Annotated in this window: 22 protein-coding genes and 1 riboswitch; of the genes, 9 read left to right on the forward strand and 13 right to left on the reverse strand. The window is 72.2% G+C overall.

Going from position 1 to position 23043, the window contains the following annotated elements; translation table 11 throughout:
* Positions 1-12 precede the first annotated feature (12 nt).
* The 6 genes from ACZ49J_RS04355 to ACZ49J_RS04380 all read right to left on the reverse strand — a co-directional run bounded on the left by ACZ49J_RS04355 (position 13) and on the right by ACZ49J_RS04380 (position 5052).
* Positions 13-1251, reverse strand: a complete 1239-nt coding sequence (locus ACZ49J_RS04355; RefSeq protein WP_467448868.1) for an MFS transporter — start codon at positions 1249-1251, stop codon at positions 13-15.
* A gap of 50 nt (positions 1252-1301) precedes the next feature.
* Positions 1302-2525, reverse strand: coding sequence for a PLP-dependent cysteine synthase family protein (locus ACZ49J_RS04360; RefSeq protein WP_467448797.1), 1224 nt, complete (start codon positions 2523-2525; stop codon positions 1302-1304).
* Between the two features lie 133 nt (positions 2526-2658).
* Positions 2659-3108: a hypothetical protein gene (locus ACZ49J_RS04365; RefSeq protein ID WP_468347946.1), complete on the reverse strand. Its 450-nt coding sequence runs from the start codon at positions 3106-3108 to the stop codon at positions 2659-2661.
* 221 nt (positions 3109-3329) lie between these two features.
* Positions 3330-3782 (reverse strand): hypothetical protein, encoded by a 453-nt coding sequence (locus ACZ49J_RS04370; protein ID WP_467448795.1) that lies wholly within the window; start codon positions 3780-3782, stop codon positions 3330-3332.
* 156 nt (positions 3783-3938) lie between these two features.
* Positions 3939-4550, reverse strand: a complete 612-nt coding sequence (locus tag ACZ49J_RS04375) for an Rv1733c family protein (RefSeq protein WP_467448794.1) — start codon at positions 4548-4550, stop codon at positions 3939-3941.
* Between the two features lie 109 nt (positions 4551-4659).
* Positions 4660-5052: a GtrA family protein gene (locus ACZ49J_RS04380; protein WP_467448867.1), complete on the reverse strand. Its 393-nt coding sequence runs from the start codon at positions 5050-5052 to the stop codon at positions 4660-4662.
* Between the two features lie 407 nt (positions 5053-5459).
* On the opposite strand from ACZ49J_RS04380, the gene ACZ49J_RS04385 reads away from it, so the two are divergent.
* A complete protein-coding gene (locus ACZ49J_RS04385; RefSeq protein WP_467448793.1) occupies positions 5460-5774 on the forward strand; it encodes a hypothetical protein in 315 nt (104 codons plus the stop codon).
* Positions 5775-5918: 144 nt separating this feature from the next.
* Here ACZ49J_RS04385 and ACZ49J_RS04390 read toward each other — a convergent pair whose 3' ends face one another.
* The 3 genes from ACZ49J_RS04390 to ACZ49J_RS04400 form a co-directional block, all read right to left on the reverse strand.
* Positions 5919-6833 (reverse strand): SDR family oxidoreductase, encoded by a 915-nt coding sequence (locus tag ACZ49J_RS04390; RefSeq protein WP_467448791.1) that lies wholly within the window; start codon positions 6831-6833, stop codon positions 5919-5921.
* Positions 6834-7056: 223 nt separating this feature from the next.
* Positions 7057-7689 (reverse strand): MBL fold metallo-hydrolase, encoded by a 633-nt coding sequence (locus tag ACZ49J_RS04395; protein WP_467448789.1) that lies wholly within the window; start codon positions 7687-7689, stop codon positions 7057-7059.
* Entirely contained in the window at positions 7686-8774 is a 1089-nt protein-coding gene (locus ACZ49J_RS04400) for an S-(hydroxymethyl)mycothiol dehydrogenase (protein WP_365138024.1), read from the reverse strand. The genes ACZ49J_RS04395 and ACZ49J_RS04400 overlap by 4 nt, the downstream gene beginning before the upstream one ends.
* A gap of 223 nt (positions 8775-8997) precedes the next feature.
* Between ACZ49J_RS04400 and ACZ49J_RS04405 the strand changes: the two genes are divergently transcribed.
* Together ACZ49J_RS04405 and ACZ49J_RS04410 are read left to right on the forward strand one after the other, a co-directional pair.
* The gene (locus ACZ49J_RS04405; RefSeq protein ID WP_467448788.1) at positions 8998-10752 is read left to right on the forward strand and encodes an ABC transporter ATP-binding protein; all 1755 of its coding nucleotides are present in this window, start codon (positions 8998-9000) and stop codon (positions 10750-10752) included.
* A 140-nt stretch (positions 10753-10892) separates the two neighbouring features.
* The gene (locus ACZ49J_RS04410; protein WP_467448787.1) at positions 10893-11258 is read left to right on the forward strand and encodes a nuclear transport factor 2 family protein; all 366 of its coding nucleotides are present in this window, start codon (positions 10893-10895) and stop codon (positions 11256-11258) included.
* A gap of 70 nt (positions 11259-11328) precedes the next feature.
* Here the strand turns inward: ACZ49J_RS04410 and ACZ49J_RS04415 are convergent, their stop codons facing one another.
* Positions 11329-12714 carry a hypothetical protein gene (locus ACZ49J_RS04415; RefSeq protein ID WP_468347952.1) on the reverse strand — a complete coding sequence of 462 codons (1386 nt, stop codon included), beginning with the start codon at positions 12712-12714 and terminating at the stop codon, positions 11329-11331.
* Between the two features lie 79 nt (positions 12715-12793).
* Positions 12794-12881, forward strand: a riboswitch (ZMP/ZTP riboswitch).
* A gap of 22 nt (positions 12882-12903) precedes the next feature.
* Here ACZ49J_RS04415 and ACZ49J_RS04420 point away from each other — a divergent pair.
* Together ACZ49J_RS04420 and ACZ49J_RS04425 are read left to right on the forward strand one after the other, a co-directional pair.
* Complete coding sequence (locus tag ACZ49J_RS04420; protein ID WP_467448785.1) at positions 12904-13761, forward strand: bifunctional 5,10-methylenetetrahydrofolate dehydrogenase/5,10-methenyltetrahydrofolate cyclohydrolase; 858 nt, start codon at positions 12904-12906, stop codon at positions 13759-13761.
* A gap of 153 nt (positions 13762-13914) precedes the next feature.
* Complete coding sequence (locus tag ACZ49J_RS04425) at positions 13915-15147, forward strand: glycosyltransferase (RefSeq protein WP_467448864.1); 1233 nt, start codon at positions 13915-13917, stop codon at positions 15145-15147.
* 29 nt (positions 15148-15176) lie between these two features.
* Here the strand turns inward: ACZ49J_RS04425 and ACZ49J_RS04430 are convergent, their stop codons facing one another.
* Entirely contained in the window at positions 15177-15935 is a 759-nt protein-coding gene (locus ACZ49J_RS04430; protein ID WP_467448784.1) for a GntR family transcriptional regulator, read from the reverse strand.
* Complete coding sequence (locus tag ACZ49J_RS04435; RefSeq protein WP_467448783.1) at positions 15935-18121, reverse strand: alpha-N-acetylglucosaminidase; 2187 nt, start codon at positions 18119-18121, stop codon at positions 15935-15937. Before ACZ49J_RS04435 ends, ACZ49J_RS04430 begins: the two co-directional genes overlap by 1 nt.
* Before the next feature lie 258 nt (positions 18122-18379).
* Here ACZ49J_RS04435 and ACZ49J_RS04440 point away from each other — a divergent pair, with 258 nt between their 5' ends.
* Genes ACZ49J_RS04440 through ACZ49J_RS04455 form a run of 4 tightly spaced genes read left to right on the forward strand, consistent with a single transcriptional unit; the run spans position 18380 to position 22295 of the window.
* Positions 18380-19114, forward strand: a complete 735-nt coding sequence (locus ACZ49J_RS04440) for a sugar isomerase domain-containing protein (protein WP_467448782.1) — start codon at positions 18380-18382, stop codon at positions 19112-19114.
* A gap of 52 nt (positions 19115-19166) precedes the next feature.
* The gene (locus tag ACZ49J_RS04445; protein ID WP_467448781.1) at positions 19167-20513 is read left to right on the forward strand and encodes an ABC transporter substrate-binding protein; all 1347 of its coding nucleotides are present in this window, start codon (positions 19167-19169) and stop codon (positions 20511-20513) included.
* Positions 20503-21423, forward strand: coding sequence for a carbohydrate ABC transporter permease (locus ACZ49J_RS04450; RefSeq protein WP_467448780.1), 921 nt, complete (start codon positions 20503-20505; stop codon positions 21421-21423). Before ACZ49J_RS04445 ends, ACZ49J_RS04450 begins: the two co-directional genes overlap by 11 nt.
* Positions 21420-22295 (forward strand): carbohydrate ABC transporter permease, encoded by an 876-nt coding sequence (locus ACZ49J_RS04455; protein ID WP_467448779.1) that lies wholly within the window; start codon positions 21420-21422, stop codon positions 22293-22295. Before ACZ49J_RS04450 ends, ACZ49J_RS04455 begins: the two co-directional genes overlap by 4 nt.
* Positions 22296-22318: 23 nt before the next feature.
* Here ACZ49J_RS04455 and ACZ49J_RS04460 read toward each other — a convergent pair whose 3' ends face one another.
* On the reverse strand, positions 22319-22978 hold the full coding sequence (locus ACZ49J_RS04460; RefSeq protein WP_467448778.1) for a TetR/AcrR family transcriptional regulator: 660 nt from the start codon (positions 22976-22978) through the stop codon (positions 22319-22321).
* Between the last annotated feature and the right edge of the window lie 65 nt (positions 22979-23043).

Genomic DNA, 23043 nt, shown 5'->3' on the forward strand with positions numbered 1-23043 from the left:
CGCCGCTGCTGGTCAGGCAACCACGGGCTGTGGCGCCGGTGTCGCCAGCCGGCCCGTGCGGTGCAGGCCGTACAGGGCGGCCGCGCAGGCCCCGCCGAGCGCGCACAGCGAGATCCAGGGCAGTGCGGGCATCCCCGCCTGACGGGCGGCGTCGAGCGCGGCACCGGTCAACAGGTTCCCGAGCGTGATGCCGATCCCGCAGATGGTGTTGTAGAGCCCGTAGTGCGTGGCGACGAGGCGGTCACCGGCGAGCCGGACGATCGTGTCCATCTCGAACGGATAGGCGATCATCGTCCCGACCGCCAGCAGCAGCGCGGCGAGCGTGGGCGGTACCGCGGCCAGCAGCCACAGTCCCGGACCGGACTCCGGTACGGGCACGGCGGAGGCCGCCAGCAGCGGCACGAAGGCCAGGCCCATCACGGCCAGGCCCCGGGTCAGCGACTGCCCCGGCTCGTACCGTGCCTTGCACCACGCCGTCACCCGCGTCTGGCCGAGGATCGTGCTCAGCCCGGAGACCGCGAAGAGCACCGCCACCGCCGCCGTACCGAACGCGCCCTCGCCGCCGAGCCGGCGTACCTCCAGCGGCAGCGCGAGATACACCTGGAAGGACAGCACGTACGAGCCGATCATGGCGCCGGAGAAGAGCAGGAACGGCCGGTTGGCGAGGATGCCGCGCCACTGGGCGAGCACGCTCTCACGTCCCTCGTCGGCCTGCTTCCCGCGGTCCTGAGCCGTGCGGGCGGGCAGGGCGCGGATCTGCACGACGGACAGCAGCGCGAAGATCCCGGCGGACACCAGGCAGGTGACCCGGAAGTCCACACCGGTCAGCACCATGCCCACGAGCGGGCCGAGCAGGATGCCGGCCTGGTAGAAGACGTTGAACAGCGCGAACGCCTCGACCCTGCGCTCCCCCGCGTCCGCCGCGAGATAGGCACGGACCGCCGGATTGAACAGCGCGCCCGCGAGACCGGTCGCCGCCGACGCGGCGAGCAGCGCGGCCAGCGAGTCCACGAGACCGAGCGTCGCGAAACCCACCGTGCGCAGCACGCACCCGGCGACGATCAGCGGCTTGTAGCCGAGCCGGTCGGCCAGCGTCCCGCCGACGAGGAACATGCCCTGCTGGCTGAAGTTCCGTACGCCCAGGACGAGTCCGACGAGCCAGCCGGCCAGTCCGAGCGTTCCGGACAGATGGGCGGCGAGGTACGGCATCAGCATGTAGAAGCCGAGGTTGATGGTGAACTGATTCACCATCAACAGCTGGACGCTGCGCTCGTACGACCGCACCTGCGCGACGGTCTCCTTCACTTGCTCTCCTCCCCGCCGTCCGAAGGGCTCTCCGTCTGCGAGGGCGCGCGCAGGACGAGCGGGTCGACGACATCGGTGCACCGGGTCCAGCGGACGACCTCCTTCTCGTCGGCGCGGCTGATGAGCTCCGGTTCCGGGGGCGGCGGCACGTCGAGGAGCCCGTGCCGGGCGCAGTACTCGTCGTCGTAGACCGTGCCGAGGTAGCGCTGCGGTCCGTCGGGGAAGATCGCCGTGATGCGCGCGTCGGCGGGCATGGTGCGGGCCAGCCAGCCCGCCACGAGCGCCACGGCGCCCACACTCCAGCCGCCGGTGGCGTAGTGCGAGGCCGCCAGTTGCCGGCAGGCCCACACCGCCTCGTTGGGGGCCACCCAGTGGACCTCGCTGAAGGACTCGTACGCCACGTTGCGCGGGTAGATGCTGGAGCCGAGGCCACGCATCACCCGGGGGCGGGCGGGCTGCCCGAAGATGGTCGAGCCGATGGTGTCGACACCGACGATCGTGATCTCCGGGTAGAGCTGGCGCAGCACCCTGCCGACGCCCGCGGAGTGCCCGCCGGTGCCCACACTGCACACGAGGACGTCGATGTGCCCAAGCTCGGAGGCGAGTTCGAGGGCCAGCGGGGTGTACGCGGCGGTGTTGTCGGGGTTGTTGTACTGGTCGGGGCTCCAGGAACCCGGGTGTTCCTGGAGCAGTTCGACGACCCGGTCGCGACGGGCCTGCTGCCAGCCGCCTGTGGGGTGAGGCTCGTCGACGATGTCGACCTCGGCTCCGTAGGCACCGAGCAGCCGTGTCATGGACGGCTCCAGGCCCGGGTCGGTGACCAGGGTGACGGGGTGGCGGTGCACGAGTCCGGCCAGGGCGAGCCCCAGGCCGAGGGTGCCGCTGGTGGACTCGATGATCCGTCCGCCGGGTCGCAGATCCCCGCGGGCGCGGGCCCGTTCGACCATGTACAGACCGGGGCGGTCCTTGATGCCACCGGGGTTGAAGCCCTCCAGCTTCGCCCAGAAGCCGCGGCCTGCCGGGGCCAGGGGCTCGGACACGCGCAGCAGCGGGGTGTCCCCGACGAGCGCCGACAGGGCGGAACGGCTGGACGCGACAGGGGGGTTCGTGGCCGTGGCGGTGCTCGTGCCGGCGGCGGTGTCCGTGTTCGTGGCGGCGGTCGTACTCGTGGTGGTCCTACCTGTGTCGAAGGTCGTGCTCGCGTTGGTCAGTGACTGCATTTCTGTTCGCTCTCGCTCGATGATTGCGCGTGCGTGCTCATCTCGCGCCACGGCTCCGGGGCGGCAGGCCGGTCGGTCCTGTCCGCCGGGACGTGGGCGCGGCAGCCGGTGCGGTCGGCTGCGGGCGAGCGGTCTAGATCCGCCAGCGTGAGGTGCGGACGAGGGCTGTCCGTCCCGTACGTCCTCTTCGTCGCCCGCAGGGGCGACGCGCTCGAAGCGTCACGGTCGTGAGAACCCCGGCGAGCGGCACCGCCCCCGTCACAGGGGTCGGTGACTCGGCCGCGGCGGTGGCCGTGCGGAGGGCTGCTCCGTCAGCCGCGCACTCGTCGCCGTGATGGCGATGAGGGCCTTGGGGTGTCTCGTCGCCCGCCGCTGACACGGTGTTCACGGGGGCGATGAGCGTGGCGATCGGCACTGGAGCCCGGGTCTGCGCGTACGTGGCGTCGGGCTGCTCGTGCGCGAGGGCGCACAGGCCGATCACCGCGAGCAGGCAGCCACGGACGAGAGCCGTCAGCCGGCGCCGCCAGGGCGAGGCGGTGCGGGTGCCGCGGGCGGCGTGTGCGGGCATGCGGGTGGGGGGCAACAGGTCCTCCGGGCACCCGCGCTCCCGGGCACCACGGCGGGAGCCTTGGCGCGCGGAGGCAGCGGGCATGGGTGGGGGGCGGCAACGGCGAACGCTCCTGTCGGCCGTCGCACGCGGGGTCGGTCACCGGGTCGAACTCGGTAGACGGACCCGGACGCCGGATCCGGCAATGGGACCCGAACGCCGTGCGGAACAGCCGGAGGGGATGAGGTCGCCGGGCTCTAGACCTGCTGGACGACCGCTGCTCTGAGGCTCCCTGATGCCGAGACGGAGAGCTCCGGCTGGTTGAGGCTCCGGGGTGCTGTGGCCCGCCGGGGGCTGACCGGTTCGCCGCCCGACGCCGCGAAGCACGACTGGGTGAGGGCCGGGCCCTGGTAGGGCTGTCCGGCGGCACAGTGCTCGGCCGGATGCGACGGCGTGTGGTCGCCGGGGCCCTCGTCCGTCGCGGTGGGACGGGTCTGGCCGTGGGCGTCCGTCGCGCCGTGCCCCCTCTCGGGCGCCTCGGCGGTGGGCGTCACCGAGCTGGTCACCAGATGCCCCGCGACGCCGTCGGGGCTCGCTCCGTGCGTGACGACGACACCCAACAGCAGCACGGCGAGAGCCAGCAGACGCAACAGCGGACCCGCACCGGAGCGGGCCCGCGCCATGCGCCGGGGTGACCAAGCCGTAACCACGCCGTGATCCTAACGGTCCACGGACCGAGTTCCGCCCACCGCCGGAAACATCGCGGCAACAAGCCACGGACATGACCGATTTGCTTCGGGGAGTACTGGTGGGTGGCTCGGCGACCTCGTCCTGTCTCACGTGTGTTCCAGGCGTGTGTTCTGATGTCAGCCCGTCTTCCGTCCCCACCGGGTGTCCATGCGCAGCCACTCCTCGTCCCACTGCGCCATGCGCCGCCGGTCCAGGCGCCCGCGCACACCGTACGCACCCGCCCATACGGCACCGCCCGTGAAGGTCGCGGCCATCGTGCCCAGCAGGGCCGCCTCCACCTGCGCTTCCCCGGGGTCGAGCGGCTGCGCGGCCAGGACGCCGTGCCTGTCGGTCCAGATGGTGACGCGGGCCCCCGGCCGGGTGTCGGGTGCCGCCTGGGTCCGGCCCGTGCGCTCCGCGCCGTCCGGGGTCGTCCAGCGGACGGTGACCCAGGCCAGGTCGTCGCCGGACACGTGTCCGGAGCCCGAATCCTTGGAGTCGACGGCAATCCTGGGGGTCTCGACGACCGTGGCCGTCACTTCCTGGCGTTCGGCCCGCTGCCGTTCGAAGGCCCGCTCCGCGGCGCCCGCCGCCACCATCCCCACCACGGCACCGCCGACCACGGCCAGGACCCAGGCCGCCAGCAGCACCCACGCCTCCACGAGATCGCTGCCTCTGCGCAGCGGGCTGCGGCGCCACCGCCACAGCCCCGCGCGGGTGAGGACTCTCTTTCCCTGCGTCCGCGCCATCGGCCGACACCCCCTACGAGCACCCACCGCCACCCACTTCCAGTGTGCGCCGCCCGGGGCTCCCGCGCTCCCGCGCCGCCGACGGCGACCGCGCTGCGCGACGGTTCGGTCACCGCATGATGGTCCGGGCCACCACGAACGTCACCGGGATCGCCGCTGCGGACGCGAGCAGTGGGGCGAGCCGACTGCCCGCGTGCAGGACGTCGACGATCAGGTACACACCTGCCGTCGTGATCAGGAAGTTGGTGGCGTTGCTCAGGGGAAACAGCAGGAACTTCCGCCAGGTGGGCCGCGTGCGGTAGGTGAACCGGGCGTTCAGGAAGAACGATCCCGTCATGCTCAGGGCGAAGGCGAGCGTGTGGGCGGCGAGATACGGCAGGCGCGTGAGGAACAGCAGGTAAAGACCGTAGTAGGTCATGGTGTTGACCGCGCCGACCAGGCAGAAGGCGAGGATCTGGCCCGGTACGGGGCGCGCCCGTACCGCACGGGTCCCGCAGGGCACCACCACGGGCGGCACGGCCGTGCGCACCGGCGAATGAGGTTCTTCGTCGTGCTGCACGGCGTGCGGTCCTCCGTTCGTTCGGTCATGGAGCGTGATCATCTGCACGCCGCGAAGGCGATGACGCCCGTGATGATGGTGACACAGCCGAGTGTCTCAACTCCGTTGACCGCTCCCGGGGCGCCGGTCGCAGTGGGCACTGTCGGAGCGGGAGATCCGGGCGCGTCCCGCTGACTGTGATCGCCCTCCGGCTTCAGCGCCGTCGCGACGCGGCAACCGGCGTGGGCGGGGTGTGCCACCACACGGTCATGCGCCGCCCCCACACGGTGGATATCGTGAAAAAAGGGAGAAAACGCCAGAACGCATCGCCTGCGGGCTTCTGGCCGGCGGCGATGGAACGGACGGCAACCATGACAGCATCGACCACCAGCCCGCGGGAGGCCCGCCCGGCCCGGCCCGCCGCCTCCGCCGTCGACACGCCGTCGGCCGGTGCGGCGGCCGACCAGGCTGTCGCACGGCACGCCGTGACGCTCGACGTCCTCGGCACGAACCTCGAACTGCCGCCTCCGGAGCAGCTCGCCTTCCTCGGCGGCGTCGCCCTACTGACAGCCCTGGAGATCATCGAATGGCCGCTGGCGCTGGTCCTGGCGGTCGGGCACCAGCTCGCCCACAGCCATCACGGCAAGGTCCTGCGCGAGTTCGGTGAGGCCCTGGAAGCGGCGTGAGGCCTTCGGGCGGTCTCGTCCACCGGGTCCAGCCTCTGGGCATGCGGTTTCCACCTCGGTGAGTGACGAGCACACGGACGCCCTCGTCGTCGAGCTGCGGGGCCGCGGCCCGGGCCGATGCCGCGGGCCGCGTCCCGCCGTAGGTCAGCGGTAACCCGTCGCGTCCGCGGGCTTGTCCGCGTCCTGGACCTCGACAATGTAGCGCCAGGCGTCCGGGCGGCTGCCGTCCAGGTCGGTGAAGCCGTACACCTGGGCCAGTCCGCCGCTGGACAGTGACTGGCCGTTCCAGCGGGCGACCTCCGGGTCGGCGGCCAGGGCGGCCACGGCACGGCCGACGAAGCGCGGGGTCTCGGAGATGCAGAAGTGCGGGACCCGCTCCAGGGCGTCCCGCCAGGTGTCCTCGGTGACGCCGAAGGTCTCCAGCATGATCTCCGAGCGGAGCCAGCCGGGGGTGAGGGCGACGGCGGTCGCGCCGCGCGGGCCGAGTTCGTGCCCCAGGGAGAACCCCATGCGCAGGACGGACGCCTTGGCGAGGTCGTAGAAGAAGGAGTTGCGGTAGGTGTCGCGGTTGTAGTCGGCGGTGCCGTCGGTCACCTCGACCACCAGGCCGCCGGGGCTGCGCAGCAGCAGGGGGAGGGCGTGGTGGTTGGTGATCGCGTGCGTCTCGACGGCGAGCCGGAGCAGCCTGAGGCCCTTGTCGAGGTCGTGCTCCCAGACCGGTGCGTCCCAGTCGAAGAGCAGTTCGCCGCCCCAGATGTCGTTGACGAGGACGTCCAGGCACCCCTGTTCGTCGGCGACGCGGTCCACGAGACCGCGGACCTGGTCCGGTTCGAGGTGGTCGGTGGGTACGGCGATGCCGTGGCCTCCCGCCGCGGTGACGAGATCGGCGGTGTCCTCGATGGTCTCCGGCCGGTCGTACTCCGAGCGCCGTTCGCGTGTACTGCGGCCGGTCACGTACACGGTGGCCCCGGCGGCTCCCAACTCCACGGCGATCCCCCGCCCCGCCCCGCGCGTCGCCCCCGCGACCAGTGCGACCTTGCCCTCCAGCGGCCCTGCCATCGTGGAACCTCCCGTGTGTGTACGGCGACCCTTTGTCTGGCACCGGCTTCTCGACCGGTGCCTGCCCAAGGGTGTCGTGGAAGCCGGACATCCTCTGTCGGGTTTCCCGACGCGTTCAGATGTTTCCTTGGCCGTACGGGTGAGGTGGCCATACCGGGGCCGAAGGCGGGCTGCCATGCCTTCGCGGCAGCCCGGCCCCGGCCTCCGGCCCTGTGCGGGCCGGTCAGTGGCCGCGGGCGATCCACTCCTCCAGGTGGGGTGCCTCGGCGCCGATGGTCGTGGAGTCGCCGTGTCCGGTGCGGACCACCGTGTCGGGCGGGAGCGCGAGCAGCCGCTCGCGGATCGAGTCGATGATCGTCGGGAAGTGGGAGTACGAGCGTCCGGTGGCGCCCGGTCCGCCCTGGAAGAGGGTGTCGCCGGTGAAGACGGTGCCCAGGTCGGGGGCGTGCAGGCAGACTGCGCCCGGGGCGTGGCCAGGCGTGTGCAGGACGGTGAGGTCCACGCCGGCCACCTCGATGACATGGCCGTCGGCCAGCCGGTTGTCGGGGAGGCGGCCGGGGTGGGTCTGCTTCCACAGGGGCAGGTCGTCGGGGTGGAGCCAGATCGGAGCGCCGGTGCGCTCGGCCAGGGCGGGCGCGGCGTCGATGTGGTCGTTGTGGGCGTGGGTGCACACGATGGCCAGCAGCCGCCGGTCCCCCACCGCCTCGGCGATGGCGTCCGCGTCGTGCGCGGCGTCGATGACGACCGCCTCGCGGTCGTCGCCGACGATCCACACGTTGTTGTCGACGTCCCAGGTGCCGCCGTCGAGCGTGAACTGGCCCGAGGTGACGAGGTGTTCGATGCGCGCGTCCGTCACAGCGTCACCACCGACCGCAGGACGTCACCCGCGTGCATCCGCTCGAACGCCTTCTCCACCTCGTCGAGCTGGATGGTCTCCGTCACGAACGCCTCCAGGTCCAGGCGGCCCTGGAGGTACAGGTTGATCAGCATCGGGAAGTCACGGTCGGGCAGGCAGTCGCCGTACCAGGACGACTTGAGCGCCCCGCCGCGGCCGAAGACGTCCAGGAGTGGCAGCTCCAGCTTCATCTCGGGCGTCGGCACGCCGACGAGGACGACCGTGCCGGCCAGGTCGCGGGCGTAGAAGGCCTGCTGGTACGTCTCCGGCCGGCCGACGGCCTCGATCACGACGTCGGCGCCGAAGCCGCCGGTCAGTTCGCGGATGGCCTCGACGGGGTCGGTCTCCCTGGAGTTGACGGTGTGGGTGGCGCCGATGCTCTTGGCGGTGGTCAGCTTCCGGTCGTCGATGTCGACGGCGATGATCTTCTCGGCTCCGGCCAGCCGCGATCCGGCGATGGCCGCGTCGCCGACACCTCCGCAGCCGATGACGGCGACGCTGTCGCCCCGGCCCACGTTGCCGGTGTTGATGGCGGCGCCGATGCCGGCCATCACACCGCAGCCGAGCAGGCCGGCCACCGCCGGGGACGCGGCCGGGTCGACCTTGGTGCACTGCCCGGCCGCGACGAGCGTCTTCTCGGCGAAGGCACCGATGCCCAGGGCCGGGGAGAGTTCCTGGCCGGTCGAGGCGAGGGTCATCTTCTGCTCGGCGTTGTGCGTGGCGAAGCAGTACCAGGGCCGTCCGCGGCGACAGGCGCGACAGTTGCCGCACACGGCACGCCAGTTGAGGATCACGAAGTCACCGGGCGCGACATCGGTGACGCCCTCGCCGACCGACTCCACGACACCGGCGGCCTCGTGGCCGAGCAGGAAGGGGAAGTCGTCGTTGATGCCGCCCTGCTTGTAGTGCAGGTCGGTGTGGCACACGCCGCACGCCTGCACCTTCACCACGGCCTCGCCCGGCCCGGGATCCGGTACGAGGATCGTCTCGATCCGCACCGGCTCGTTCTTGCCCGGTGCGATCACCCCGCGTACTTCCTGCGCCATGGTGGACCTTTCCGTCGATCGGTTTCCGCTTCCCCGACCCTACGTGTGACTGATCGGTAAGGGATGTGGATCAACGGTGCGGGAGTGATGGACGGCCGGCCCCGTCGCCGGAGCCGCCGTCGCGGGGCGGCCCCCTGGCGGAGCCCACGCCCGCAAACCGCTTGTCCTGTCCTGCGGCCCACGTAGCCTGAACGCTCCGCCCCACTCCCTCGCGAGGAGCGACGTGAGCGCACAGGAGACAGAAGGCGAGCAGCAGCCCGCGTGGCGGCTGCTGCTCGGGTACGTACGGCCGCACCGCTGGTCCCTGCTGCTGGGCGCGCTGCTGGCGCTGGCCACGGGAGCCAGCGGGCTCGCGCTGCCGTTGGTGGCACGGGAGTTGATCGACGACCTGTCGCACGACCGGCCCATCACGGGAGCTCTCCTCGTCATGTCGGCACTGGTGATCGCCAACGCGGGCATCGGAGCGCTGGGCTCGTACGTGCTGCGGCGCACCGCCGAGTCCGTGGTGCTCGGCGCGCGGCGCACCCTGTCGTCGTACCTGCTGCGGTTGCGGATAGCGGCCGTGGACCGGAGTGAGCCGGGTGACCTGATGGCCCGCATCACCTCGGACACCACCCTCCTGCGCGAGGTCACGACGGACTCGCTGGTGGGCCTCGGCACCGGCGGGCTCACGCTCGTCGCGACCGTGGTGATGATGGGTCTGGTCGACCCGGTGCTGCTGGCCGTCACCCTGGCCGTGGTCGTGGGCGCCGGCGTCGTGCTCGGGATGATCGTGCCGCGCATCAACCGGGCCAGCCGCGAGGCGCAGGACGCGGTCGGCGCGATGGGTGCCTCCCTGGAGCGGATCCTCGGCGCGCTGCGCACCGTCAAGGCGTCCGGTGCCGAGCACCGCGAGGAGGAGCGGATCCACCAGGCGGCAGAGGAGTCGTGGCGGCAGAGCGTGCGGGCCGCCAAGTGGGCGGCCGCAGCGGGCAACACGGCGGGGCTCGCCATGCAGATCGCCTTCATCACCGTGCTCGCGGTGGGCGGGGGCCGGGTGGCCACGGGCGCGATCGACGTGGGCACGCTGGTCGCCTTCCTGCTGTTCGTCTTCTACCTGATGTCGCCGATCCAGCAGGTCGTGGGCGCCGTCACCCAGTACCAGACCGGGGCCGCCGCGCTCGCCCGCATCCAGGAGGCCCAGCGGCTGCCCGCCGAACCGCCGTCGCGGGCCGCGCCGTTGCCCGCCCCCGGTGCCGAGCCCGCCGCGCTCGCCTTCGAGCATGTCCGCTTCCGGTACGCCGAGGACCTGCCGTACGTCCACCACGGCGTGACCTTCACGGTCCCGGCGCGGGGCATGACCGCGTTCGTGGGGCCGTCCGGCGCGGGCAAGACGACCGTGTTCTCGCTCATCGAACGGTTCTACGACCCGGAGGCGGGCGTCATCACGCTCGACGGCCGTGACGTCGCCGACTGGGAGCTGCCCCGCCTGAGGTCCGCGATCGGTTACGTCGAGCAGGACGCGCCGGTGCTGTCGGGGTCGCTGCGGGACAATCTGCTGCTGGGCAATCCGGAGGCGGACGAGGCCGAGCTCACGCGGGTGCTGAAGACGACCCGCCTGGACGGGCTGGTCGCGAAGCTGCCCCAGGGGCTTCAGACCCTCGTCGGGCATCGCGGCACCAAGCTCTCCGGCGGCGAGCGCCAGCGCGTGGCCATCGCCCGCGCCCTGCTGCGCCGCCCGCGGCTGCTGCTCCTCGACGAGGCGACCTCGCAGCTCGACGCGGTCAACGAGGCCGCGCTGCGGGACACGGTCGCCGACGTCGCCCGGACGACCACGGTCCTCGTCGTCGCCCACCGGCTGTCCACCGTGACGATGGCAGACCGCATCGTCGTCATGGACGCGGGCCGGGTACGGGCGGTGGGCACGCACCGGGAACTCGTGACGGCCGATCCGCTCTACGCCGAGCTGGCCGCCACCCAGTTCCTGGCCACCGCCTGAACCGTCGGGGCTAGGGGCTGGAGGTGTGGCGCGTCCTGCTGCGCTTGCCTCGTTCCGGGTGGCGGAGGAGCCTCGAAGGGGGGAGGCCCTCCGCGGCCCGTTTCCCGGTCGGGCCGCGGCCTGCGAAGGAGGTCGGTGATATGGGTACCGCGGCAAGCCCCGCCTTCGACACCGAAGCGCTGCGCCGGGGCATCGAAGAACGTGACGCGACGACGTTGCTGGCGATGTACGCGGAGGACGCCGAGTTGCGGGTGGTGGACCGCAACACCCAGCCCAGCCATCCGAAGGTGATGCACGGGCGCGACGAGATCGGCGAGATGCTGGACGACGTCTTCGGGCGCGAGATGTCGCACAAGCTGGAGCGGTGCGTCGTGGAGGGCGACCAGGTCGCCTACGCCGAGTCCTGCGAGTACCCGGACGGCGTGCGGGTGCTGTCGACCTCGATGCTGTCGCTGCGCGACGGCAAGATCGTCGACCAGACCCTGCTCCAGGCCTGGGACGAGTAGGGAAGGAAGCGCGGAAGGTCCAGGGCACCGCGGCCCCCACGCCTCGCGGGCGGTGAGGTGAGGTGAGGGGTCAGGCCGACGCCGTGTCCAGCAATCGGTGCATCACCTCGACCGGTAACCCCGGATTGGCGGCCGCGGCCCGGGCGGTGCCGGTATCCGTGAGCAGTTCCTCGATCCGTGCGGGTGCGAGCCGGGGGTCCCCGGCGGCAGCGCGCCGCACGGTGTGGGCCTCGTCGCGGCTGAGGCGCTCGATCAACTCCGGCGCCGCGTCGGGGTCGTGGACGGCGAGCATGCGGAGACTCGGGTCGTCGTGGCCCGCGTACCGCTCCAGTCCCCGCCTCGGGAACCGCGGTTTGCCCAGCAGTTCGCCGCGGGTGAGGCCACCCCACTCCAGGCACACCCCCAGAACCGCCTCCGCCGGTGCGGCCGACTGGAACTCGCAGGTCAGCAGGCGGACCGCGAAGTCGTCGTCGGTGGCGAGCCGGGCCACCAGATCGGACGGCAGCCGCGGGTGCACGGCGGCGCTGCGGCGCAGCCAGATGTGCGCGGAGGTCGCGCAGCGGCGCAGTGCCGCGTCGTCGTCGCGTAGCGCGAGCACCCAGTCGAGGGGTGTCAGCCGCTCCTCGGGCTCGACCCGGTAGTCGATCGCGGCCCGCTGTTCCTCGGTCAGTTCGGGCCGTACGGACACCGCGCGGCGGATCCAGTGCTCGGGGTCGTGGGCCAGACGGTCCACCAGGTCGGGCGGCAGCGACGGGTTGAGGGCCACGGCGCCACGTTCCCCGTCGTCCTCGCTGCTCACCAGGCGCTCGGCCGTCGCCCGCGTCAGAAGGCCCCGCGCGAGGACGTGGTCGCGGTTCCGGCCGTCGAGTACGCCCAGCAGTTCGTCCGTGCGTGCGGCGTCCTGGTGGCAGGTGCGCCGGGCCGCGGCCCGGCGCACCTCGGAGGCGGGGTCGGCGAGGAGGGCTTGCCGGGTCGCCGGGAGCAGTTCGTCCCAGGCGCGGGTCACGGCCTCGCGGACCTCGGGGTCGGCGTGGTCCGCGTACCGGGCGAGGACGCGGTTCGGGACGCTGCGCGACTGCGCCGTCCAGGCACGGACGCGGCTGTCCGGGTCGTTCAGCAGCCGGTCGTACGCCGCGTCCGGGAGCGGCTCGGCGTCCGCCCGGCGGGGCCCCAGCCACGTGGCCAGAGCCCGGCGCACCTGGACCTCCGGGTCGTCGACCAGTCGGGCTCGCTGGGCGGGGTCCGCGGTCCAGCTCTCGGCGAGGATGCAGCGCGCCCGGTGGTCGGGGTGGGCGACGACGGCGTCGACGACGTCGTCCGGCAGACCGCCGGTCCGCATGCACAGCCAGAGCCACGCGGCCCGCGCACCGGGCTCCAGCAGACGTAGCAGCACCTCACTGGGCGCACTCGGATTGACGGCCAGTCCTCGAAGGACCTCCGTGCGTACGTTCTCCACCCGCCCACTCCCCCCGAGCCGCCCGGCCGGTGATCATACGACGCGCCCGTCCGGCCCCGCCCCTCTTCCGCTACGGTGGTCGGCGGGCCGTGACTGGCGCTGGGGTGGAGTACCACCGGGGAGCGGCTCGGCCGACAGGTCTCCTGCCGCGCGCCTGGGCGATGTCACGACGACGCTCAGGAGGAGCACATGTCCCAGGCCCAGCAGGCCCGACTCATGGACGGCACCGGCCTCGCGCGGCGGATCGTGGAGGAGACGGCACGGCGTGCCGCCGAGGTCACGCGGCGCACCGGGACGGCACCGTGTCTCGCGACGGTGCTCGTCGGTGAGGACCCCGCCTCCGTCACCTACGTCCGCATGAAGCGGAACCGCTGCCGGAAGGCGGGCATCGAGTCCCGGCACGTCCCGCTGCCCGCCACGACCACGACGGCCGGACTCGTCGGCACCCTGACCGCGCTCTCCGCCGACCCGGCGGTGCACGGCATCCTGCTCCAGCACCCGGTCGGCCCGCACATCGACGAGCGGGCGGCGTTCGAGGCGATCGCCCCGGAGAAGGACGTCGACGGGGTCACCCTCAGCTCGTACGCCGCGATGAGCTTCGGGCTGCCCGGGTTCGTGTCGTGCACGCCCGGGGGGATCATGCGGCTGCTCGACGCGTACGGCGTGGACCTGGCGGGGCGGCGGGCCGTCGTCGTGGGCCGCAGCGCGATCCTCGGCAAGCCGGTCGGGATGCTGCTGCTCGGCCGGGACGCCACGGTGACGTACTGCCACTCACGGACGAAGGACCTGGCCTCGCACCTGAGGGAGGCGGACGTCGTGGTGGCCGCCGTGGGACGGCCCGAGCTGATCCGCGGCGAGGACGTCAAGCCAGGGGCCGTCGTGGTCGACGCGGGGTACAACCCGGGCAACGTCGGTGACGTCCACTTCGGCTCCGCCGCCGCGCGTGCGGGGCTGATCACGCCGGTGCCGGGCGGTGTCGGCCCGATGACGATCGCCACGCTGCTGGAGCAGACCGTCACGGGGGCCGAACGGCAACTGGGCCTCTGACAACAGGACGGGAGGCCGGTTCCCGTACAGGCGGTCGCCGGTCACCCGGCGCCCCCTTTCGGAAACCGAGGGCCCTCTTTCGGACGTGCTTCCCCTGTCGCCGAGCACCGTCACGAGGACGCCGCCATACTGACCCGCGTGCGGGTAGCGATCATGACGGCCGGTTCACGGGGTGACGTGGCCCCGTACACCGGTCTGGGACAGGGACTGGTGCGGGCCGGACACGACGTCACCCTGGTGACGCACGGGCGTTTCGAGCCGCTGGTGGAGGGATCGGGGGTGCGGTTCCACGCGCTGCCCGTCGATCCTCGGGCCGAGTTGGAGTCGGAGCGCGGTCGCGGGCTGCACAGCAGCAGGACAGGTGCCGGAAAGCTGATCCGCCTGGCGGAGATGGGCCGCAGGTTCATCGGGCAGACGGTCGACGACGTCATGGCCGCCGCCCGGGCCAGTGACGTCCTCCTGCTGTCCGGATCCCTCGCGCCGCTCGGGCACACCGTCGCCGAGGGGTTGTCCCTGCCGAGCATGGGCGTGAACCTGCAACCGCTCACCCCCACCAGGGAGTTCGCGCCACCGATGACCGGCACCCGCTCCTGGGGACCGGTCCTCAACCGGGCGGCCGGGCACGGGGTGAACCTGGCCGTGGAGCGGGTCTTCGCGGAGACGGTACGGGAGCTGCGGGGCCGGCTCGGTCTTCCCCGGGCCGGTCTCGGTGCCGTCCGCAGGGCACGGGAGCGGCGAAGCTGGCCCGTGCTCCACGGTTTCAGCCCGCTGGTGGTGCCCCGGCCCCGCGACTGGCGGTCCGGGCTGGACGTCGTCGGCTACTGGTGGCCGTACGACCGGGACACGCAACTGCCGCCGGAGCTGCGGGACTTCCTGGACGCCGGGCCTCCCCCGGTCTTCGTGGGCCTCGGCAGCGCCACCGTGCCCGACGCCGAGCGGCTGAGCGGGCAGGTCGTCAGGGCGCTGCGCGCGGCGGGACTGCGCGGGGTGATCCAGCGGGGCTGGGGCGAACTGCGCGGTGACGGTGACGACATGCTCACCATCGGGGAGGTACCGCACTCGCTGCTGTTCCCGCACATGGCGGCGGTGGTCCATCACGCGGGTGCGGGCACGACGGCGGCCGGGCTGCGCGCGGGGGTGCCGGCGGTGCCCGTGCCGGTCCAGTTCGACGAGGGTTTCTGGGGCGCCCGGCTCGTCGCGCTCGGCGTGGCACCCCGGGCCCTGCCGCTGCGTGGCCTCACGAGCGAGGCGTTGGCCGGCGCACTGCGGGAAGCCACCGCCGACGCCTCGTACGGGCAGCGGGCACGGAGTCTCGCCGAGCTCGTGCGCCGTGAGGACGCGGTGGCGCCGGTTCTCGCCGCGGTGGGCCGGCTCTGCGGCGCCTGACCACCGGGCCTTGGTCGTACGGCGGGTGCCTAGACCGGCCGGGTCACCACCAGCGAGAACTCGTACAGATCGCCACGGCACAACGACTCGCCGTACTCCACGACATGCCCCTTGTCGTCGAACGCCGTGCGGCGTACGAGCAGGGCGGCGGAACCCTCCCGGATCCCGAGCAGGCGTGCCTGACGGCCGGTCACGTTCACCGCCCGGATGTGCTGGGTCGCCCGTACGACGCGCACGCCGTGGATGTGCTCCAGCGCCTCCGACAACGAGCCTTCGAGGAGGGACTCGTCCAGGTCCGGGAAGCGCTCGGCGGAGAGGTGGACCGTTTCCACGCAGATGGGGAAGTCGTCGCCCAGGCGCAGCCGTTCGATGCGGTGGAGGGCGGTGCCGGGATCGACGCCCAGTGCCGTGGCGTGGTGCAGGTCGGCCTCGACCAGCTCCGCGGCGAGGAGTTCGGCGCTGGGGCGGTAGCCGCGCGAGCGGAGGTCCTCGGAGAACGAGGTGAGCGCCGTCGTCTTGGTGATCCTGGGCTGTGAGACGAAGGTTCCCACGCCGCGCACACTGCGGACGAGGCCGTCCTCGCGCAGGGCCTGGAGAGCGCGCCGGGCGGTCGCCCTGCTGACGTTGTACCGCTCGGCGAGCTGCCGTTCGGTGGGCAGCGCCTCGTCGGGCCGCATCCGGGCGATGTCGGCCTGGAGCCGCCGCCGCAGAGCTTCGTGCTTGTAGGAGTCCGTTGCCGGGTCGTCTGCCGGGCCCTCGTCCCTGCGCCTGTCCTCGAGCGTCACCATCACTCCGCGGTTCGCACTGACCGCTGTCCCTGTGAGGCGCGGTACCGGGGCATCAGCGTACGCACCACGTCCAGCGTCGCCCCGGCGGCCTCCGGCCCGGGCGTCGTCGGCCCGGTCCGGCCGGCGATCCACCGCTCCTCCCAGGCGATCAGGGACGCCTCGAACTCATCGGCACGGTAGGGGGATCCGGTTCCGAGGGCCCCGTCGATGTGCTCGTACCAGCCGCGCCAGCGCGGGAGGTGGAACGAACGGACCAGCCCGGCCCAGTGGCGGCCCGAGTAGTCGTGCAGTTCGCTGCGGGAGTGTCCCCACAGTGTGAGGATGCGCCGGGCGCCCGTCTCGTACAACTCGGCCTCGGCGGGGGTGGTTGCCCAGCTCCTGGCGTCGGCGAGCCAGGTGTCCAGCCGGTGTTCGGGCCGGGTGGCCAGCAGTCGGTCCAGGTCCCCGAGGGTCGTGAGCAGCGCGCCGGCGGCGGCCCGGAAGCGGTCGGTGTCGCGGGCCAGGGCCGCGTCCGCCGCCCGCTGCTGCTGGGCGCACGCCACGTGGGTGAGCACCTGCGCGGTGACGTCGCACAGGTCCCGGCCCAGCGGCCCCGCGCTGTCCTCCCGCGTCGCCTCGTCCGCCAGGAGTGTCCATGCCTCGGCCAGGCCCGGTGGGACGGTGGGCGAGGGCGGCGCCGCCAGGTGCAGCGGCGGTTTGGGGCGCAGGTCGCCCTTCAGCGTGGGCCGGCAGACGACGACCGAGCCCGGGGGCCCGGGCGCGTCCGCCGTGTAGACGGTTTCGCGCAGAAGGTGCCAGGCACGCAGCAGTCCGGGGGTCCGGCGTCCGTACCGGGCCTCGGCCCAGCTCTCCAGCCACGCCCGCACGTCCTCGACGCCTCCCTGCCAGGCGACGTCCGCCAGGAGTTCGTACAGGACCGGGTCGCCGCCGAAGGCCTCCATGCTCGCGCCGACTCCCGTGAGGGAACCGCCCGCCCGGTCGGCGCCCGCCCGGGCAGGGCCGGTGGCGAGCTCGTCCAGGTTTCCGTAGAGGCCGGGCCGTCCGCCCAGGTTGTGGAGCATGCACCACACCCATGGCTTTCCGCGGTAGCCGTCGGTGTGCCGCCACACCGGCTTGTGTTCGGCCCACAGATCCAGGACCAGCATCCGGTCGTCCGGGACGGCGTCCAGGAAGGCCCGTGTCCGGTCCTCCGTCCAGTAGTCGGAGCGGTAGGAGAAGGGCCATGCCTGGAGCACCCAGGTGGCCCGGTCGTCCACGGCGGTCATGACGCCGTGCACGGCCCGTGCGAGGCGGGTGATGTCCTCGGGACCGGTCACCGGGGGTGTCGTCTCGATGAACGGGTCGGCGGCGTAGAGGTGGTCGGTGCCGAAGAGGCCGGTCTGCTCGGTCAGCAGCGCGGTGCCGAAGTCCTCGAACAGCGGGTCGCGCGGGTCCAGGACGTCGACCTCGAAGTCCCACCAGGGCAGAGTCGTCGACCGGGCGCCCCGGTCGGCGATCAGTTCGCGGGGGACGTGTCCTGAGAAGCCCTGCAGGACCGGCCGCATGCCCAGGGCGCGCTCCCGGTCCAGGATGCGGCGGCCGAGGTCCGCGTGGCTGTCGATCCAGCTCTGCGGCAGGGGCCCGCACCAGTGGTCGAGCGAGGCGAGCCAGTTCCAGGGGAGGTGGGCGGGTCCGCCGAGGAACCGCCGGGCGGCCTCGTCGTCGAGGCCGGCGCGCAGGAGGGCCCGTTGCCAGGCGGCCTCGACCCCGGTCATCGCCAGCGGCGTCGTCACCCCGTGCAGCGCCATCCAGTCGATGTGGCGCTCCCAGCGCGTCCAGTCCCAGAACGCCGTGGTGTAGCCGAACGTGCAGACGTTGAAGTGGTAGCGGTGCCGGTAGGGGGAGGTGGTACGGGCGGCTGTGCCGGTGCGGGGCAGGCGGTCCGGCAGCCGGGGCACGGGGGCGTCCCAGGTGATCTGCGTCCCGCAGGCCGTCCGGAGGTACCAGCGCAGCGCCGAGGCGACGGCGACACCGCTGGACCCGCGCAGCGCCACCCCGTACGGCCCGGCGTCGACCTCGTACCAGTCGGGCCCGCCGTCCGCGGGCGCGACCTCGGCGGTGAACTCCGCGGCCCGGTCTCCGAGAAGCCGCCGCAGCAGTTGCCCGGCCGCTGCGGCTCCCGTGCTCGGCCCATCGGGGAGTGTCATCGTCCGGGTGGCTCCTGACCAGGGTCGCCTGTGGTACGTACCACAGGAGGCCGAGGTTAGACACACCGATCGAGCCGGTCAAGGAATGGGCTGTGAATGCGGCTGTAAAGAGGACTGGTTGGCCCGGGACCCCTGTGCAGCCTTATAACCCTCTGGTACGGTCCACAGCCACGCCGACGGCCTTCGCGCCGCGCGGTGCGGCCCGGCCCGTACGAGCTCCTCCCCCACCGGCTCGACACCTCAGGTGGCCTCGACACGATGAACGCCGCTCTCGCCTATCTCGCCGCTCTCCAGGAGAACCTCACCACGCTGGCCACCGCCGAGCAGCCCGCCATCGAGCGCGCCGCGGGCGCCATCGCGGACAGCATCGCCGCCGGGGGTGTCGTCCACTACTTCGGCAGCGGCCATTCACAGCTCGTCGCCATCGAACCGCTGTTGCGCGCGGGTGGCCTCGCGCCGGTCAACGTGATCGCCGACCCGGCGCTCTCCCCCGCCGCCCCTCGGCACGCCGGCGCGGTGGAACGCACCGGCGGCTACGCGGCGGCGATCCTGCGTACGGCGGACATCAGAGCCGGCGAAGTGGTGGTCGTGATCTCCCACTCCGGTATCAACGCCGTCCCGGTGGAGTTCGCCCTCGGCGCCCGCGCGTCAGGGGCGACTGTCGTCGCGGTCACCAGCCGGGCCCACTCGCTGTCCGCCGTGTCCCGGCACACCGACGGCAGGCGCCTGCTCGACGTCGCCGACATCGTCATCGACACGCACGGCCTCCCCGGTGACGCGGTGGTGCCCCTCGCCGGCCGCACCGTCGGCGCCCTGTCGACAGTCGTGGGCGCGGCCGTCGTCAACGCCCTGACCTGCAGGGCCGCTCAACTGCTCGCCGAACTCCACGGCCAGGACCCGCCGTTGATCGCCAGCCAGAACACCGGCGGCGACGCCGAACGCCGCAACAGCGCCCTGCTGGAGAAGGTCAGGGACCGCTGTCCGCGGGGCTGACGCGGCGGTCCGCCCGCCGGTCCGCCCGCTGTGACCACGCCGAAGGAGGCCGATGATGGACAGGACGCGCCGGGTGCGCCGCCGCGTCGCCGCGATGGCCTGCGCCGTCGCGCTGGTACTGCCGCTCACCGCCTGCGACGCCCTGACTCCCGGCAGCGCGGCCGCGGTGCCGGGGCCGCGCAGCATTCCGTCCTCGACCGCCGTGCCGGACGAGGAGATCACCTTGCGTCTGCAGTTCGCCGACGCCCCGGTGATGGTGGACGCGCTGATCGCCGCGTTCGAGAAGGAGCACCCCCGCATCCGGGTCGAGCCGCAGTACAAGACGTTCTCGGACTACGTCCAGAACCTGAAGCTCACCATGACGTCCGACTCCGCGCCCGACATCGCGCAGTACGCCGTCGGGATGACCGACCTCGCGGCGGACGGCCACATCCTCGATCTCGCGCCGTATCGGGAGGCGTACGGATGGGACGACGCCATCCCCCCGGTCAGCCTCGACCAGCTCACCGCCGGGCGGAAGAGCGAGGCCACCGGCGGGCGCGCCCTGTTCGGGGTGCCGGCCGGGCTGTCGATGACCGGTATCTACTACAACAAGGAACTGGCCGAGCGGGCCGGGATCGGCGCTCCCCCCAGGACCCTGGCCGAGTTCGAGGACCAGCTCGCCAAGGCCAAGAGGGCGAACCTGACGCCGCTCGGCGTCGGAGCGCTCGACTCAGGCGGCATTCACCTGTGGGCCGCCCTCCTCAACCAGACCATGCCCACGGACGACTACTGGGACTGGGTCAACGGCGCCGAGGGCGCCACCGTCGAGGAGCCGGCCGGGATCGCCGCCAGCGAGCTGGTCGTCGAGTGGGGCCGCAAGGGCTACTACAACGAGTCCGCGAACGGCACCGCGCAGGTCGACTCCACCGCCCGGTTCACCGAGGGAGACAGCGTCTTCCTGATCAACGGCAACTGGGCGGCCGGGCAGTTGGCGACCACCATGAAGGACAACGTCGGCTTCTTTCCCATGCCGGGCGAACAAGCCTCCGACCCCACCGTGGCCTCGGGTTTCAGCGTCTCCTACGCCATCTCGTCGCGGACCGAACACCCCGAGGCCGCCGGCGCGTTCCTCGACTTCCTGACCTCTGTCGAAGCCGGTCAGATCATCAGCGACAACGGCTTCCTGCCACCGAACCCGGAGGCCGTGGCGAAGCCGGAAGGCGTTCTCGCCGACATCGCGGAAGGGCACCGGCGGGCCGTCGCCGACGACGGGATCACGACGTTCCCCGACTTCGCCGCTCCCGCCATGCTCGACCGGCTGCGCTCCGGCATCCAGAAGCTCATCGCCGACCGCGTCGGGCCCGCGGACTACCTCGACTCACTTCAGGACGAGTGGGAGGACCACCATGGGCAGTAGTCCGCCGCGCGGCGGGCCGGCGGTCCGGCCCGCGAGCGCCCGTGGGCGCCGGCGCAGTCCGTATCGCGGATACGTGTACGTGCTGCCCGCCTTCGCCGTCTACCTCGCGTTCGCGGTGCTGCCCGCCCTGCACACGGCGTATCTGTCGTTCTTCGAGTGGGACGGTGTCACGCTGGGCGACTGGGTCGGTCTCGGCAACTACCGGGAGATCCTCCAGGACTCCATGCTGCGCCGGTCCGTGCTCAACGCCCTGGTGCTGGTGGTGTTCTTCTCCTTCGTGCCCATCGTGCTCGGGCTGGCGATGACGGGGCTGCTCGCGCGTTACCGGCGGCCGGGCATGGGCGCGTACCGGTTCCTGTTCATGCTGCCGCAGGTCGTTCCGCTCGTGGCGGTGGGTGTGACCTGGCGGTGGCTGTACGGCGACGACGGGCTGGTGAACCAGACGCTGGGCGCGGTCGGCCTGGACGGTGTGACGCGGGCGTGGCTGGGCGACTTCGGCGCCGCGCTGATCGCCGTCGGGCTCGTGGGCACGTGGGTGCTCAGCGGGCTGTGCATGATGCTCTTCCTCAGCGGCGTGCAGAAGGTGGATCCCAGCCTGTACGAGGCGGCCCGGCTCGACGGGGCGGGCCCCGTCCGGGAGTTCGTCTCCGTCACCCTCCCCCACCTGCGCGGCGAGCTCGCCGTCGCCATGACCGTGACCACGGTGGCCGCCCTGGCCAGCTTCGACATCGTGTACGTGACGACGAACGGCGGTCCCGGTGAGCAGACCACGGTCCCCGGGCTGCTCGTGTACCGGCTGGCGTTCTCCGAGGGCAAGGTCGGGCTCGCCGCGGCTCTGGCCGTCGTCCTCGGCTGTCTGATACTCGCGATCGTCTACCTCATCAACCGTCTGTCGAGGTCGGAGTCATGACCACCGCCATGCACACGGCCAGGACCACGGCCACGAACACGGCCGTGAACACGGCCACCCGGTCGGAACGCTGGTCGGGTTACACGCTCCTGACGGTGATGGCGATCGCCGTCGTGCTCCCCTTCCTCAGCGTGTTCCTCGCCTCCCTGCAGCCCGCGGGTACGCCGGTGGTGGGTCTGACCTGGCCGGAGCGGATCAGCTGGGACAACTACGAGCAGGCGTGGTCGGTGGCCGGCTTCTCCGACCTCATCGGCCACAGCCTCACCATCGCGCTGGGCGTCGTCCCCGCCTCCCTGGTCCTCGCCACACTGGCGGGCTACGCGCTGGGCACGGCCCGGCTCCCGGGCGGCAGCGCGGTCGCGGCCTTCTTCGTCGCCGGTCTCACCATTCCGGTCGAACTGATCGTGGTTCCGCTCTACTTCGACCTTCGGGGCCTCGGCCTGACCAACTCCTACCTGGGTGTGATCCTGGTGGAGATCGCGCTGTTCATGCCTTTCAGCGTGTTCTGGATGCGCACCCACTTCCAGTCCACCCCGGCCTCGCTGGTGGAGGCGGCCCGTATCGACGGCGCCTCCTCGGCCACGATCCTGCTGAGGATCCTGCTCCCCCTGGCAAGACCGTCCCTGATGACGCTCGGCCTGCTCGTGTTCATGTGGTCGTGGAACCAGTTCCTGCTGGTGCTGGTCCTCATCCAGGACACCACCAGGCACACGGCTCCCGCCGGGCTGGGCTTCTTCGTCGGCCAGAACACCACGGACATCCCCACGCTGGCCGCGGGAACGATCATCGTGATGCTCCCCATCCTGATCCTCTTCGTCGTCTTCCAGCGCAGCTTCATGTCGGGACTGCTCCAGGGCGCGATGAAGGGATGATGAAGGGATGACGTACCCGCACGTCAGTCCCCGGGGCTCCACCCCGGCGGCCGGAGTATCCCGAGGAGCAGCCGCACGAGTTCCTCGACCACCTCGTCGAGGCTCGCGTCCACCCAGCCCGCCTGCCAGTCGTGCAGCAGGCCGTTGACACTGCCGATGAAGGCGGCGGCCGCGATGCGGTAGTCCCGCCGTGCCGCCTCGCCGCGTTCGGCGGCCGCGGCCGCCTCCGCGCAGATGAAGTCGACCCAGCGGGAGCGGCGCTCCAGGCGCTGCCGTTCCAGGCGCGGGCTGACGCCGATGATCTCGATGAAGGTGATGCGCAGCCGTCGCGGGTCGCCGGTGACGTTGGCGGCGTAGGCGCGGAAGGCGGCCGTGGCGCGCTCGGTGACGGACTGCCCCTGCGCCCGGGTGAGGCCGACCAGCGCGGCCTCCTCCGCCCAGTCGTTGACCTGGAGGTGGAGGGCGGCCAGCACGTCCTCCAGGGAGCGGAACTCCTCGTAGAACTGACGGGTCGACAGGCCCGCCGCCTCGCTCAGTGCCGCGACGGTCGTGCCCCGGAACCCGGGGCTGTCGCCGAAGAGCTGGAGAGCGGCGTCGAGGAAGCGCCGGCGTCTGGCCGCCTGGCGCTCCTCGGCTGACTTGCCCCCGTAACGGCCGGTCGGCTGTTTGAGCCTGCCCGTCACCGTGTTCCCCCTTCTCGCGTTCGACGGCCGTCAGTTCCCGTGGGGCCGTCGCTCAATTTTGTCGT

Source organism: Streptomyces sp. NPDC030840, assembly GCF_055572015.1.

Excerpts from the sequence above, each read along its gene's own strand:
- ACZ49J_RS04425 (WP_467448864.1), top strand. The coding sequence starts at position 13,915 with ATGACGGCCGGTTCACGGGGTGACGTGGCCCCGTACACCGGTCTGGGA.
- ACZ49J_RS04420 (WP_467448785.1), top strand. The coding sequence starts at position 12,904 with ATGTCCCAGGCCCAGCAGGCCCGACTCATGGACGGCACCGGCCTCGCG.
- ACZ49J_RS04410 (WP_467448787.1), top strand. The coding sequence starts at position 10,893 with ATGGGTACCGCGGCAAGCCCCGCCTTCGACACCGAAGCGCTGCGCCGG.
- ACZ49J_RS04390 (WP_467448791.1), bottom strand. The coding sequence starts at position 6,833 with ATGGCAGGGCCGCTGGAGGGCAAGGTCGCACTGGTCGCGGGGGCGACG.
- ACZ49J_RS04440 (WP_467448782.1), top strand. The coding sequence starts at position 18,380 with ATGAACGCCGCTCTCGCCTATCTCGCCGCTCTCCAGGAGAACCTCACC.
- ACZ49J_RS04445 (WP_467448781.1), top strand. The coding sequence starts at position 19,167 with ATGATGGACAGGACGCGCCGGGTGCGCCGCCGCGTCGCCGCGATGGCC.
- ACZ49J_RS04360 (WP_467448797.1), bottom strand. The coding sequence starts at position 2,525 with ATGCAGTCACTGACCAACGCGAGCACGACCTTCGACACAGGTAGGACC.
- ACZ49J_RS04355 (WP_467448868.1), bottom strand. The coding sequence starts at position 1,251 with ATGGTGAATCAGTTCACCATCAACCTCGGCTTCTACATGCTGATGCCG.
- ACZ49J_RS04400 (WP_365138024.1), bottom strand. The coding sequence starts at position 8,774 with ATGGCGCAGGAAGTACGCGGGGTGATCGCACCGGGCAAGAACGAGCCG.
- ACZ49J_RS04455 (WP_467448779.1), top strand. The coding sequence starts at position 21,420 with ATGACCACCGCCATGCACACGGCCAGGACCACGGCCACGAACACGGCC.
- ACZ49J_RS04435 (WP_467448783.1), bottom strand. The coding sequence starts at position 18,121 with ATGACACTCCCCGATGGGCCGAGCACGGGAGCCGCAGCGGCCGGGCAA.
- ACZ49J_RS04450 (WP_467448780.1), top strand. The coding sequence starts at position 20,503 with ATGGGCAGTAGTCCGCCGCGCGGCGGGCCGGCGGTCCGGCCCGCGAGC.
- ACZ49J_RS04375 (WP_467448794.1), bottom strand. The coding sequence starts at position 4,550 with ATGGCGCGGACGCAGGGAAAGAGAGTCCTCACCCGCGCGGGGCTGTGG.
- ACZ49J_RS04430 (WP_467448784.1), bottom strand. The coding sequence starts at position 15,935 with ATGGTGACGCTCGAGGACAGGCGCAGGGACGAGGGCCCGGCAGACGAC.
- ACZ49J_RS04385 (WP_467448793.1), top strand. The coding sequence starts at position 5,460 with ATGACAGCATCGACCACCAGCCCGCGGGAGGCCCGCCCGGCCCGGCCC.